The organism is Vibrio sp. Vf1514, from assembly GCF_052076135.1.
Lineage (GTDB): Bacteria > Pseudomonadota > Gammaproteobacteria > Enterobacterales > Vibrionaceae > Vibrio > Vibrio furnissii.
This window is the reverse complement of sequence record NZ_CP197267.1, coordinates 1,579,955-1,593,567: the sequence shown is the minus strand read 5'-3', so window position 1 is coordinate 1,593,567 and position 13,613 is coordinate 1,579,955. Positions and strand designations below refer to the sequence as shown.

Below are 13,613 nucleotides of genomic sequence, written 5' to 3'. Positions count from 1 at the left end.
TCTCAACTTCCTATGACTCAGCCTAATCAGCCAGGCAAAGCGTTGTCTCTTATTCAAACGCTCACTGCCATCTTTATGTCGATCACACTACTCGTCATCGTTCTTTCTGTCACTAGTATCAAAGGCATTGAACGAGTGGGTGACCAATTCAATCACCTATCAGAGCAAGCACTGCCTTTGGCCATGACCAATGCGTCGCTCACTCAAAATATTCTCGAACAAGTTAAATTTCTCGGTTATGGCAGTCGCGCCAAAACTGCCGACGAGCTCACCGCCATTCAGTCCAACATTTCTGAGCTCGAGACGCAAGCCCAGCAATCGCTGGAACATATGAAAGCGATTTCGGCGCAGTTTGCCAACCTCATCGACGCCGAGAAATTGCAAACGTTGATGGAGAACATTCACCAACTGAGCGCGTTGTCCAACACCATTCTCAATGCCCAGCAACAGCAATTGACTCAGCAAAAGACCATTGCCGATCAAGCGACCGGCTTCCGTTACGGATTAAGCTCGATTGGGCCGGAGATGAGCCGCATCGCGTCGTTTCTTTCGGTCGATAATCCTGAGTCGATGGATGCCGCCAACCGCTTTACGGCCTCAGCCAGCTCGATGGAAAGCACCTTTTTAATGTTGATGATGCAAGATGACTTCAACAACGCGCAAACGCAATACAAAGAGCTGAAAAATCGCCTTGCTGGTTTGGCATTGGCGTTTGATGATTTCAAAGAGTGGCACCCAGATGTCATGGATTTTGCCAGCTTGACTGCGCCGTATGACATGGTGCAAACCGGATTTAAGTCAGGCGGTATTCTTGACCAGATCATCGACAAGCTGCACACCTCACAGCAACAAAACCAACAGTTTGAACAAGCGGCGATCGTGGCTCAAGCGACAGTGAACACACTGAACGCGTTATCAAGCGATGCAAAAGCACTGATTAGCGCCAAAGAGCGCGAAGTGCAAAGCACCATGTTAAGCGTCACTTGGATTCAAGTGGTGAGTGGTGCCGTCTTGGTCGTGATGATTGTGCTGGCATGGTTTGGTTTACGTCGATGGGTCAACAATGGCATGCGAAATATCAGCAAGCACCTCACCTTGATGACCGAACATGATCTTGCTCATCAGGCGTCAATGACGGGGCCGAAAGAGTTTCACCACATTGCGACCCAACTGAATCAGGTGATTGACAGCACCCACGATTCGATTTCGACTGTGACACGCAACTGCGAAACCTTGTATCAAACCGCTGAGTTAAGTTACGACGCCGCTGATCAATCGAACAAAAGCTTGGCGTTACAGAATCAAGCATTGATGAACATGGTGACCACCATTAACCAGTTGGAAGCGTCGATTCGTGAAATTGCTGGCGTAACCAACGATTCTTACACCGATTCGCTGTCGGCAGCGAAGTATTCTGCGCATGGGGTGACCGTGGTGGAATTGAATCGTCAGCGTCTGCAGTCGTTGGACTCAACGCTCAACATCAACGAAGCCGCCATGTTGGAACTCGATACACGTGTGACCAAGATTCGTGAAATGGTCGATTTAATCAGCGGTATTGCCGACAGCACCAATTTGCTCGCACTAAACGCAGCCATTGAAGCCGCGCGTGCCGGTGAACAAGGGCGCGGTTTTGCGGTGGTTGCCGACGAAGTACGCAAGCTGGCCAGTGATACCACCACACAAACGGCAAATATTCGCGAAATGATGAATGAGTTGGTGCAAGCGGCTGGACGCTCGCGTCAGGCGGTGGAAGATTCAAGAGCGGAAATGGCGCACGCACTGACTTCCAGCGAAGAGGTGAAAACCAGCTTTGCGGATATTGAGCAAGCGGTCACGCACATTCGCGCACGCGTCGAACAGATCTCAGTCGCCACCGAAGAGCAGGAGCGCGCGACGGCCGATGTCAGTCAATCAATCACACACATCTCGGAGCAGGGCGAACAGACCAAACTGCAATTGGAATCAATGGTCGAAAGCTCCGAACAGGTCGCGGAGATTGCCGGTCATCAACAAGCCATGCTGCACAAATACACGCTGAGTTAATGATCGCGAAATGGCTGGGTCAGCATTTTGTCCAGCCATTGTTCTCGGGGTTGCTGAAACAGCGGCAGTCCGATTTTCATACCATCATGACCTTGTTCCGGCTGGGCGATATAGGTGTGGAACATTCGATCCCAAATCGACAGAAAGAAGCCAAAGTTGGAATGGGTTTCCCGTTCAATCACCGAGTGATGCACGCGATGCATGTCGGGCGTCACCACCACTAGACGCAACCATTGATCCACTTTGAGCGGTAAGCGCGCGTTACTGTGGTTGAACATGGCACTGGCATTGAGCAGAATTTCAAACACCACCACAGACAGCGGAGAAACACCAATTAAGGTGACAGCACCCACTTTGATCCACATGGAAATGATGATTTCGACTGGATGAAAGCGCGTGCCGGTTGTGACATCAATATCCTGGTCTGCATGGTGCATGCGATGCAGACGCCACAGGGTCGGCAGACGATGAAACAGCACGTGTTGGGCATAGATCACGCCATCGAGCAGGATCACTGACAGCACGAAAGCAAGGGCAGGGGAAAGGTTGAGCCAATACAACACGCCAAACTGAGTGACTTCCGTCCAGTGAGCGGCAGAGACCGCTAAAATCGGCATGGCGAGGGTGAGCAGCACGCTGTTTAAGCCAACCAACCCAAGATTGTTAACCCAACGCAACCATTTTCGCTGCGTGAGGATTTTGCGTGGCTGATTCGATTCCCATAACGCACAGGCAACCAGCACCAAAGTAAAAAACAGCAATCGAACCGCTTCCGTATGTTGTAGCATCACGCCTCCAGCAAATGTCCATTTCGCTAAAAACTTTGCGTTAATTCCCACACAACACTGGCGAACTTGGGTGGCTAACAGTAAAATCGCTGCCTGTTTTCCCCCTCTGTCACAGCGTTTATGAGAATTCACGCCTTTCATCGTTTGTATCAGTATCGACTCGAACGATCAACCAAACCTTTTTTAGCACGCGGTTCGCGTATTCAACGCTGCCCCTATTGCCATGTGAGTTTGGCACACTGTTTGTGCGACCACCAGCCTGATACTGAAACACATCTGGCGGTGATGTTGATCGTGTCAGAAAATGAAGTCTTTAAGCCAAGCAACACCGGGCGTTTGATTGCCGATGTGGTCAAAGAAACCTATGTGTATCAATGGAGTCGCACCGAACCATCGCGTGAGATGTTGGCGATCCTCAACGATCCTGCTTATTTTCCAGTGGTTGTGTTTCCGGCGGAGCTTGATGAAGACAAACAACGGGTGTTAACAACGCTGCCAGAACGGATGGATTCGCGCACTCCGTTGCTCATTTTCCTCGATGGCAGTTGGCGCGAAGCGAAACGTATTTTCCGTAAATCGCCTTATCTTGCCGATTTACCCCTGATGTCCATCGAACCAGACACGTTATCACGTTATGTGATGCGCAAATCTGACAACGAACAACACCTTGCAACGGCGGAAGTGGCCAGTTTGGTGTTGGATAAATTTGGTGAGTTTCAAGCGGCAGAAACCCTGCGCTTGTGGTTTGACGCCTTTAAAGAAAGCTACCTGATGTGTAAATCTCGTCTCAAAATCGATGGGGACAAAGTGGCGTTGAAACGGTTTATTGAACATCGTGAAAGCGAGAAGTCACTCTAAACTCTGGCAATTTGCCGAGTGTGAACGCCGCGATTCGTGCAACAGGCAAAATAAACCCGCCCTTGGTCACGGACTGTGTCAGATGGTCTATGGATAATACTGCTGTTTAACTTTTGTTATTTTGACCCCAAGATTTGGGGTGTTTACTAGGAGAGAATCGCATGTACTACGGCTTTGATGTCGGCGGAACAAAAATTGAGTTCGGTGCATTCAACGAAAAACTTGAGCGCGTCGCAACAGAGCGAGTGCCAACACCGACAGAGGATTACCAGTTACTGGTGGACACCATTGCCGGTTTGGTTGCGAAATACGACGATCAATTTGGTGTTCAAGGCACGATTGGCCTTGGTTTGCCGGGCATGGAAGATGCCGATGATGGCACCGTGTTGACTGTGAACGTTCCGTCAGCCAAAGGCAAACCACTGCGCGCGGATCTGGAAGCTAAAATTGGCCGCAGCGTAAAAATTGAGAACGATGCGAACTGTTTCGCGCTGTCTGAAGCGTGGGATGATGAATTAAAAGATGCAGCGTCGGTGATGGGGTTGATCCTTGGTACTGGTTTTGGTGGCGGTTTGGTTTACGAAGGTCGCATTTTCTCTGGCCGTAACCACGTTGCAGGTGAAATTGGTCACATGCGTCTGCCGATTGATGCGTGGTTCCACCTCGGCTCAGAAAAAGCGCCACTGCTGAGCTGCGGCTGCGGTAAAAAAGGCTGCATGGACAACTACTTGTCTGGTCGTGGTTTCGAGCTGATTTACGAACACTACTTTGGTGAGAAGAAGAAAGCGGTCGACATCATCAATGCGCATCAAGCCGGAGAGGCGAAAGCGGTTGAGCACGTCGAGCGTTTTATGGAATTGCTGGCCATCTGTTTTGGTAACATCTTCACCGCAAACGATCCGCACGTGGTTGTACTCGGTGGTGGTCTGTCAAACTTCGAACTCATCTACGAAGAAATGCCGAAACGTATACCGAAGCATCTGCTATCGGTAGCAAAATGTCCGAAAATCATCAAAGCCAAACATGGCGATTCGGGCGGCGTGCGCGGTGCTGCATTCTTGAATATCAAGTAATTGCACCTGATTGAGTCAAGAAACATACCGACTCAAGCAACACACTGAATGAAAGAAAAGGGCGCTGAAATCAGCGCCCTTTTTATCGTCATTTTTTCGGTTTCTTACCTACACCAAAGTTTTCTTTCGGTTGCATGGTAATGAGGCCAAATCCCAGTTTTCGGAAGTGATTGTCGCGGTAGTTGCGAACCGCTTTGGTATCTGAAATCGCTTCGATTTGCTGTTCCATTTTCAGATAGTCCGTCAAATCGATGCCTTCTGCTTCCGCCACCGCTTCATGAATGTTGCGATGCTTCTCGTAAGAGAAAGTCAGCGTTTTTTCCTGATCTTTGTAGGTGTAAATGATGGTGCGAGCCATGTTTTCTCTCTCATACCCAATGAATGGGCTAGATTCTGCCTTGTAGTGGGAGGATTGTCACGCTTTCACCGACTTTTACTGTATCAATCGAAGGACTGATTTCAATCAGGCAGTTGGCTTCGCTCATGGAACGCAGAATCCCCGAACCTTGTTTCCCGGTGGTTCTGACGGTCAGTTGACCTTGTTCGTTAAGGCTATACACGCCGCGGCTGAATTCCGTGCGGCCCTGACGCGAACGCAGGTCTTCTGTCGCAATGGCTTGGATTTTCAACGGTGACCAATGTGTTTCGCCTTGCATTTTCCGCAGCGCCGGTTCCACGAAGTTGATGAATGACACCATCACAGCCACGGGATTGCCCGGTAAACCAAAGAAAGGTTTGTGGTTGATATGGCCGAACGCCAGCGGGCGTCCCGGGCGCATGTTGATACGCCAGAAATCAATTTGTCCCAATTTCTCCAATGCCGATTTAATGAAATCAGCATCACCAACCGACACACCGCCAGAGGTCATCACCACATCCGCGTTCGCCGCGGCATGTTGCAATGTGTCCATCATGCGCGCTTCGTCATCCTCAATAATGCCCAGATCGATGATCTCACATCCTAAATTGGTCAACAGCCCCATTAGGGTGAAACGATTGGAGTCGTAAATGCAATGGTCGTTTTGTTCGCTGCCCGGCGCTTGTACCTCATCACCGGTGGAAAACAGCGCGACTTTTAATTTGCGGTAGACGGGCAATGATGCCAGCCCCAGTGAGGCTATCATGCCCATTTCGGCGGCATGAACGCGCTGACCTTGTGTAAACACGTTTTGGCCCAGCGCTAAATCTTCGCCTGCTTGACGAACATTTTGGCCCGGTTTGATATGGGCATCGCCAAAGGAAACGTAGCGACCATCGGTGTGTGCTTGTTCCCGCATGACTACCGTATCGGCACCGTCTGGCACCGGCGCTCCGGTCATGATTTTCACCGTTTGACCAGTATGCAGCGTCGCGTTGTAACCGTGTCCGGCCATCACTTCGGCCACCTGTTCAAATTGCGCTAAATCGATATCTTCACTGCGGATGGCATATCCATCCATTGCGGAATTGCGATACGCAGGCACATTGATGGGCGAGGTGATCGTGTCGCACAGGACGCGCTGATACCCCGCATTGACGGCGATGGTGTCTCGCTCACGCAACACGTTCACCGCATCAAGGATCGCCTGACGGCCTTGTTCGACCGATAAAAAGGCGGGAGAGAGCGTGTCGCAGCTGCCAGATTCCGCTTTCTGGATTGGTTTGGGTTGACTGGCGGTGTTGACGTACGCCAATACAAACTGAGCGATCGCATCTAAGTCATTGATGTCCATCTGTGGCAACGTGGTATCGACCTGCTCATCGGCGGCGATGGCAATGATGTTGTCATCGTTTGGATACAGCCATGGTTTGCCGACTTCAGCGCGGTGCAGTTCGATTTTCGGAAAGGCGATGTTTTTGCAGCCTTCCACCAAAATCACATCCAGTTGCTGCGCGTCGAAACGTTGCAGCAAATAATCAAATTCGGCTTCAGCGTCTGGTGTTTCAGTCATGAGCGCGTATCGGTTTCGTGACGCAATCAGCATCTGTGACGCGCCAGCTTTCCGCAAGCGATAGCTGTCTTTACCCGGTTTGTCGACATCAAAATTATGGTGCGCGTGTTTCAAAATCCCCAAACGCAATCCCGCTGCAGTCAATTTGGGCACCAGCAGTTCAAGGAGGGTGGTTTTCCCGGTGCCAGAGTACGCGGCAAAGCCAAGTAAAGGCAGTGAAGGACGTGAAGAATGATGTGAACTCATGGCTGAAGCGCTCCAAATTGAGCCAGCTCTTGTGGCGTATTTAAATTGAAAAAGCAGTCGGGTGAATCGCTGAAATCGACTTCTACCGTGTGGCATTCGTTGTAGAGCAGGATGATTTTTCGATCACCACGTTCAAGGAAGGCAGCCAGTCGAGGGAGAACGCGTTTGTGAAATAGAGTAAAAACAGGCTGTTGATGGTTGCCATCGGTGGCAACCACGATGTCGGTGCCTGGTGTCACGGCAGCACAAAAACGTTGCACCAAGTCCGTCGCGATCATCGGGCTGTCGCAAGGCACAAAACCAACCCAATCGGTGGTGGCCGCAGTCAGGCCAGCATGAATTCCACCGAGAGGGCCCGGATAGCCAGCGAAATGGTCAGAAACCACGGGGGCAAATTGCTGATACCAATCTTGATGACGATTGGCGTTGATAAGAATCCGTTCCGCTTGGGGTTGCAGACGTTCCAAAACGTGCTGCACCAAGGGTTTATCGTTGAGTTTGATCAGTCCTTTGTCGTTTCCACCCATGCGGCTGGCCTGGCCACCCGCTAAAATCACCCAACTAGTTTGAGAGGGAAGTAACATAGGTTTTCTCTTGTTCTTCTTTGACGACATGAAGCAACGGCGATTCAACCAGTGTGAGGTCTTTTATCCACCACTGCTTTTTACACAATGTAGTGAGTGCGTTTGTCTGATGGCTTGTGATCACCAAACTGGAGCCTCGATCCAGTAAATCCTTGGCCATTATAACTAATCTGTCGATGGATTCCTGATCTAATGATGCACTTGGCTCATCCATTAGTAAAATCGATGGTTTCAAAATCCATGCGCGCGCCATGGCTACGCGCTGTTTTTCACCGCCGGAGAGCACCGAAACATGTTCGTCGGCAAGTGTTTCGAGCCCCACCATGCGCAGTGCGGTGATCACTTCCGACCGTTTATCTTGAGCCGATTGAGAGGAAAATCGAATACCATACACCACATTTTGGTACACGGTGTCGTCAAATAGATAAGGACTTTGATGAAGATAAATCACGTTGCGACGAGCATTGGTGTGCCAGAGACGGCGCCACCATGTGTCTTGATTGAGCACTTGGCCCGTCGTTGGCGTCAGCAAGCCGGCCAAAATTTTGAGCAGCGTGGTTTTACCCACACCGTTGTCGCCCTTGAGATAAATCGCGTCGTTGGGACCAATGGAAAGTTGGGGAATGTGAAACAGAACGCGATCTTTAAAACGCATGGATAACTGCTGTGCGGTTAGCTTAATCGACATTCGACATCCTTATGTACGTAGATAGCCTTTGCCACGCATACTGGTAAGCAAAAAATTGAGAGCCAGTGCTAATGAGAGTAGCACCATTCCCAATGCAACACCTTGCGCAAACGCGCCTTTATGACTCTCCATGGCGATGGCGGTCGGAATGTTACGCGTCAATCCCATGATGTTGCCGCCCACCATCATGGAGCAGCCAACCTCGGTCACGATGCGAGAAAAACCAGCGATTGTAGCTGCGCAGAGCGGGAAACGGGTTTCCCACATGATGGTGGCTGCGATGCGAGGCACGGATACGCCTAGCGTCATCGCGGTTTCAACCGAACGACGATCGCTTGATTGCAACGCGCCATGCATCATGGAAACCAAAATCGGAAAACAGATCAACATCTGGCCTGCAATCATCGCTTTTTGCGTGAACAGCATCTGCCAATCGCCCAAAGGACCGGAGCGCGACAGCGTCATGTACAGCAATAAACCAATCACCACAGTCGGCACCGCTTGTAGAGTGTTGATCAACGAGAGCAGCAGCCACTTGCCTCGAAAATTGGTGTAAGCCAGCACAAAAGCGAGCAGCACGGAGGGCACCATCACCAAACTGATGGCCGCTAAAGAAACACTAAAGGAGACCGCAACGATCTCCCAAAGTTCGGAATCAAAGCTCACCAGTAAGGTGAGTGCATCCAATGTGGTTTGCCATAAGCTCATGAATGGCGATTACTCGTTCGCGTTTGCAACAAACAGCTGTTGTCCATTCAGTTTAAAGTCGTTAATCAACTTTTGGCCGTTGTCCGCAACCAACCAATCACTGAACGCTTTTGCGCCTTGGTAGTTGATGGTTGGGTAGCGTTCTGGGTTAATCAAAATCACTTGGTATGGGTTGAACAGTGCTTTATCGCCTTGGAACAGCACTTTGAGGTCCAGCTTGTTGGTGTAGGCCAGCCATGTGCCGCGATCGGTCATGGTGTAGGCTTGCATCTCAGAGGCCATGTTCAGCGTTGGCCCCATGCCTTGACCGACAGAGCGGTAGCCACCAAAGTTCGGTTCAATGTTGGTTTGCGCCCAAATGCCCAGCTCTTTCTTGTGTGTTCCGGAGTCATCACCGCGCGAGATGAAGCTGACATCGCTTGTGGCGATCTGCTTGAACACTTGCGCGATATCTTTTTGTTGCGCAATGTGCGCCGGATCGTTCTCAGGGCCAACAATAATGAAGTCGTTGTACATCAGTTTACGTGGCATCACACCGTAGCCATGCTCAACAAAGCTCGCTTCTGCTTTTGGTGCGTGCGTCATAACCAAGTCCACGTCACCGTTTTCACCCATTTTGAGCGCTTTACCGGTGCCTGCGGCAATCACATCCACTTTGTAGCCAGAATCGTGTTCAAACTTCGGCAACAGGTAGTCCAGCAGGCCGGAATGGTATGTACTGGTGGTGGTCGCGAGGCGAATGCGTTGAACATCATCGGCACTGGATGCGGAATAACTGACGAGAAGCAAAGAAGAGGCTGTAAGGCTGAAGATCACTTTTTTCATTCTAATTTCCATTTGGCAGATAAGAGTCATTACAAAGGCATTGCAGCGCGCAGAAGCCGCGCGAGCAATCCGCGTCTTCTTGCAATCTGGATGCCAAAACTAATAACTCAATTCACCATCAAAAAACAAAGGTTATTCAACAAATCCTGACTAAAATAAGTGTTAGTGCACATATGTTAGGACAAATTGTCCCATGTTAAGCGTATCGATAGTAAGGTTAATTGCGTCGATATGTCTCACTAGGTAACTAGAATCCATTATGTCTCAAACGTTTGATTTGCAACCGTCTCTGCAATACCAGGCCTTTTCTGTTCTCGTCGTGGATGATGAACCTGGCATGCAAGCCATCCTCAAAAAATCGCTCGGAAAATGGTTTTCCAAAGTCGACTGCAGCGGCAGTATCGAAGATGCCGAAGCCCTGCGTTGTGAACAACATTACGATCTGATTATTCTCGATATCAATCTTCCCGGCCGCTCCGGCATTGAGTGGGAGGAAGCATTCAATGATGAATCCCGCCGTGCGGATGTGATCTTTATGACTGGTTACGCCGATCTCGAAACCGCCATCCGTGCGCTCAAGCTGGGAGCGTCGGACTTCATTCTCAAACCGTTTAACCTTGAACAGATGCTGCAAGCGGTCAAACGCTGCATGGATAAGCGCCTCAACGAGCGCATGCAGTACGCATTGCAGCGCGATTATCAACGCCATTGCGCCACTCAAATCATTGGTCAATCGCAGAAAACCGCACAACTGAAACAGTTGATCCTGCAATTTGCGCCGTCCCGCGCCTCCGTATTGATCGAAGGTGAGTCGGGCACCGGCAAAGAGTTGGTCGCCCGAGCGATTCATGAAGCCAGTGAGCGCCAAGGGCCGTTCGTGCCGGTAAACTGTGGCGCCATTGCGCCAGAATTGTTGGAAAGTGAACTGTTTGGTCATACGTCGGGCGCGTTTACCGGCGCCAAGAAAAGCCGGGAAGGACTGTTTCGTGTCGCCAATGGGGGCACGTTATTTCTGGATGAAATTGGCGAGATGCCTTTGGCCATGCAATCGGCGCTGCTACGCGTGTTAGAGCAGCGCGCCATTCGTCCAGTGGGCTCTGAAAAAGAGATCAGCATTGATGTGCGAGTTGTGGCAGCGACCAACCGAAATCTGATACAAGAAGTGGAACAGGGGCGGTTTCGCGGCGACCTGTTTTATCGCCTGAATGTGCTCAAAATCGATGTCAGCCCACTGCGTGAACGCAAAGCGGATCTCACTGATTTAGTGCCGTTTTTTACCCAGAACCTGTGCGCGGAATTGAGTATGCCGCTGCCCAAATGGGCACATGAGGATGTTTCCGCAATTCAGGATTACGATTGGCCGGGCAACATTCGTGAGCTGAAAAACTTAATTGAACGCTGCATTTTACTCGGCAAACCACCGGCGCATTACTGGCGTGAGTTGCATGGTTACCCTGTGCTTGATGAGGTGACAACGTCACTAGAAAACTCCACCAAACCAACCAGCCATACCGCACTCAGCGACAGTGCGATCGTCGTGCAGACAGGCGAAACCGGGTATCCCAACCATTGGACGCTGAAAGAAGTGGAAAAAGCGCACATCATGCAGTTGGTTGATTTTTATGAAGGTAACAAATCGGCAGCGGCGCGCGACTTGGGCGTCGCCCGCAAAACCTTAGAGCGTAAATTCAAAGAGTGGGATGGCGATGAGCAAGAGAATCTTGGCTAAACTCCCGCTGTGGCAAACGTGGCACCAACGCGTCAAAACCATGGTGCGTTATCGGCTGCTGATACTGACATCCGTACCCATCGCGTTTACGTTGATTGCGCTGATTGTCATTTCCATCTATTGGTCGATTCATTACACCTGGCAAAGCGCCTTGGTGGATGTGTCGGAGCGTTTGGGCGTCGCCTACAACAGCATGACGCTGTTGCAACAAAAGCAGGCCAGTTATGTTCGCGCGATTGGCGATTCCTATGAGTTTCGAACCCGAATTCTCACATCCAACCAGGATGAGACGCTCAATCAATGGATTGACGAGCAAAAGCAGCGCTTTGACCTCGACTTTCTGGTGTTTGAACGCGTGGACACGCTGGAGCAGAAGTTTCGCTATCTCGATCTCACTCGCCGTGAATCGTTTTTTGATGTGCTGTCGTCACACGAATTGGCCAGACTCAGCCCGCAGTTGGCTAAACGGGCCGAGATTCCATTCGTTGATTTACCTCAAACCGCTGATTTACCGCAAACAGAAAAGCGCGGCCTCGTCAGCCGCACCGTGATTCCGGTACTCAGCCAATATAACGACATCATCGGGTTTCTGGATGGCGGGTTGCTGCTCAACAACAGCAGTGTGTTGGTCGATCAAACGCGCGACCTGATTTATCCCATCAAACAGGACAAATTACGGCCCAACGGTACGCTGACGATTTTTCTAGATGACCTGCGGGTCAGCACCAACGTGCCGCTCGACAGTGATGAGAGCGCTGGCCGAGCGATTGGTACACGTGTTTCCAACGCGGTGCGCGATACAGTGCTCAATCAGGGCAAAGAGTGGGTGGATAAAGCCTATGTCTATGATGCGTGGTACATCACCGCATATCGACCCATTCGAGACCAATACGACAACGTGGTCGGTATGCTGTATACCGGCTATTTGGCGTGGCCATTTGTCAAAGCGTATCTGACGAACATTATTGAGATCGGCGTGGCGACGATTCTTTTGCTGCTGGCCTCCGGCGTGTTTGTTTACCGAGGTTCGCGCGATCTATTTCGCCCGATTGAGCGGATTCACCGCGTGGTTAAAATGGTTCAATTGGGTAAAAACCAGCGCATTGGTGCGATTGGTTTAGATGAGCAACACGAACTGGCACAGTTGGCCAAGCAATTCGACAACATGCTGGATCTATTGCAGCAGCGCAATGAGGAGATCCAACGTGCCGCGCATGAGCTGGAGGAAAAAGTGCTCGACCGAACCGCCAGCTTGCAAGAAAAAACCGAGCAGTTAGAGCATCACATTCAATTACTCAACCAAACCCGCGATAAGCTGATCGTCCATGAAAAACTCGCGGCGTTGGGCGAGCTGACGGCGGGTATTGCCCATGAGATCAACAACCCGACCGCGGTGATCTTAGGCAACACCGAACTAATTCGTTTTGAATTGGGCGAAGACGCCAATCGAGTGACAGAAGAAATCGACGCCATCATGTTGCAAATTGACCGCATTCGAAACATTACGCGCAGTTTGTTGCAATACAGTCGTCATGGCGGCGTGCAGGACGAAATCACTTGGCAGCATGTCAACCCAATCATCGATGAAAGCATGACGTTGGTTAAAACCGGCTCGAAGAAGCGCGACATTGAATTTGTGACCGATCTGCAAGCGCAAAGCTCAGTGGAGGTGAATCGCCATCAACTGCTCCAGATTTTGGTGAACCTGCAAATGAATGCGATTCATGCCATGAACGGTAAAGGGAAGCTGACCATTCGCAGTGAAGATTGGTGTGAACACGGCGACGTGTTGGGCGCCATCGTTCACATTGAAGATGAAGGCTGTGGCATCAAGCCGGAATACCTGAAACGCGTCTTTGATCCGTTTTATACCACCAAGCGCGACGGAACGGGGTTGGGCTTATCCGTCTCACAGAGCCTACTCAGCCAAACAGGCGGCGAAATTCGCGTTCAATCCGAATGGGGCAAAGGCAGTACGTTTAGCGTTTATCTGCCGAGTAAAGCCGATACGCATCTACTCATCACCAAAGCGTCTTAAATCAGCGCGACACACCGTCATCCGTCGTTAAAAAAAAAGCCTCTCATCTTGAGAGGCGTTTTGACTGATTTACTCTTTTTACTGTAGTTACTCGCTAAA

The 13,613-nt window shown here is 50.5% G+C and carries 12 protein-coding genes; 5 read left to right on the top strand and 7 right to left on the bottom strand.

The genetic code is table 11. The features are described from left to right. The first annotated feature begins 12 nt into the window (after window positions 1-12). A complete protein-coding gene (locus ACS18Q_RS07415; RefSeq protein WP_441257619.1) occupies window positions 13-2,046 on the top strand; it encodes a methyl-accepting chemotaxis protein in 2,034 nt (677 codons plus the stop codon). Here ACS18Q_RS07415 and ACS18Q_RS07410 read toward each other — a convergent pair. Then, window positions 2,043-2,834, bottom strand: a complete 792-nt coding sequence (locus ACS18Q_RS07410) for a sterol desaturase family protein (protein ID WP_441257618.1) — start codon at window positions 2,832-2,834, stop codon at window positions 2,043-2,045. The two genes, ACS18Q_RS07415 and ACS18Q_RS07410, sit on opposite strands and share 4 nt — an antisense overlap. Window positions 2,835-2,954: 120 nt before the next feature. On the opposite strand from ACS18Q_RS07410, the gene ACS18Q_RS07405 reads away from it, so the two are divergent. Further along, window positions 2,955-3,692 (top strand): tRNA-uridine aminocarboxypropyltransferase, encoded by a 738-nt coding sequence (locus ACS18Q_RS07405; protein ID WP_038151131.1) that lies wholly within the window; start codon window positions 2,955-2,957, stop codon window positions 3,690-3,692. A gap of 161 nt (window positions 3,693-3,853) precedes the next feature. Continuing rightward, window positions 3,854-4,765, top strand: a complete 912-nt coding sequence (gene nagK / locus ACS18Q_RS07400) for an N-acetylglucosamine kinase (RefSeq protein ID WP_441257617.1) — start codon at window positions 3,854-3,856, stop codon at window positions 4,763-4,765. A gap of 88 nt (window positions 4,766-4,853) precedes the next feature. Here the strand turns inward: nagK and ACS18Q_RS07395 are convergent, their stop codons facing one another. From ACS18Q_RS07395 to ACS18Q_RS07370, 6 genes are read right to left on the bottom strand one after another with little or no spacing between them, the layout of a single operon-like run. Beyond that, complete coding sequence (locus ACS18Q_RS07395) at window positions 4,854-5,123, bottom strand: DUF2960 domain-containing protein (RefSeq protein ID WP_014205065.1); 270 nt, start codon at window positions 5,121-5,123, stop codon at window positions 4,854-4,856. Between the two features lie 28 nt (window positions 5,124-5,151). Beyond that, window positions 5,152-6,942, bottom strand: coding sequence for a bifunctional molybdopterin-guanine dinucleotide biosynthesis adaptor protein MobB/molybdopterin molybdotransferase MoeA (locus tag ACS18Q_RS07390; protein WP_441257616.1), 1,791 nt, complete (start codon window positions 6,940-6,942; stop codon window positions 5,152-5,154). Continuing rightward, a complete protein-coding gene (gene mobA / locus ACS18Q_RS07385; protein WP_238773020.1) occupies window positions 6,939-7,526 on the bottom strand; it encodes a molybdenum cofactor guanylyltransferase MobA in 588 nt (195 codons plus the stop codon). Before mobA ends, ACS18Q_RS07390 begins: the two co-directional genes overlap by 4 nt. Further along, window positions 7,504-8,214, bottom strand: a complete 711-nt coding sequence (locus tag ACS18Q_RS07380; protein ID WP_004725897.1) for an energy-coupling factor ABC transporter ATP-binding protein — start codon at window positions 8,212-8,214, stop codon at window positions 7,504-7,506. Before ACS18Q_RS07380 ends, mobA begins: the two co-directional genes overlap by 23 nt. A 9-nt stretch (window positions 8,215-8,223) precedes the next feature. Further along, a complete protein-coding gene (locus tag ACS18Q_RS07375) occupies window positions 8,224-8,922 on the bottom strand; it encodes an ABC transporter permease (RefSeq protein WP_004725898.1) in 699 nt (232 codons plus the stop codon). 9 nt (window positions 8,923-8,931) lie between these two features. Further along, window positions 8,932-9,747, bottom strand: coding sequence for a substrate-binding domain-containing protein (locus ACS18Q_RS07370; RefSeq protein ID WP_277755544.1), 816 nt, complete (start codon window positions 9,745-9,747; stop codon window positions 8,932-8,934). Window positions 9,748-10,006: 259 nt separating this feature from the next. On the opposite strand from ACS18Q_RS07370, the gene ACS18Q_RS07365 reads away from it, so the two are divergent. Continuing rightward, window positions 10,007-11,476: a sigma-54-dependent transcriptional regulator gene (locus tag ACS18Q_RS07365; protein ID WP_441257615.1), complete on the top strand. Its 1,470-nt coding sequence runs from the start codon at window positions 10,007-10,009 to the stop codon at window positions 11,474-11,476. Beyond that, the gene (locus ACS18Q_RS07360; RefSeq protein ID WP_441257628.1) at window positions 11,466-13,514 is read left to right on the top strand and encodes a sensor histidine kinase; all 2,049 of its coding nucleotides are present in this window, start codon (window positions 11,466-11,468) and stop codon (window positions 13,512-13,514) included. Before ACS18Q_RS07365 ends, ACS18Q_RS07360 begins: the two co-directional genes overlap by 11 nt. The last annotated feature ends 99 nt before the right edge of the window (window positions 13,515-13,613 follow it).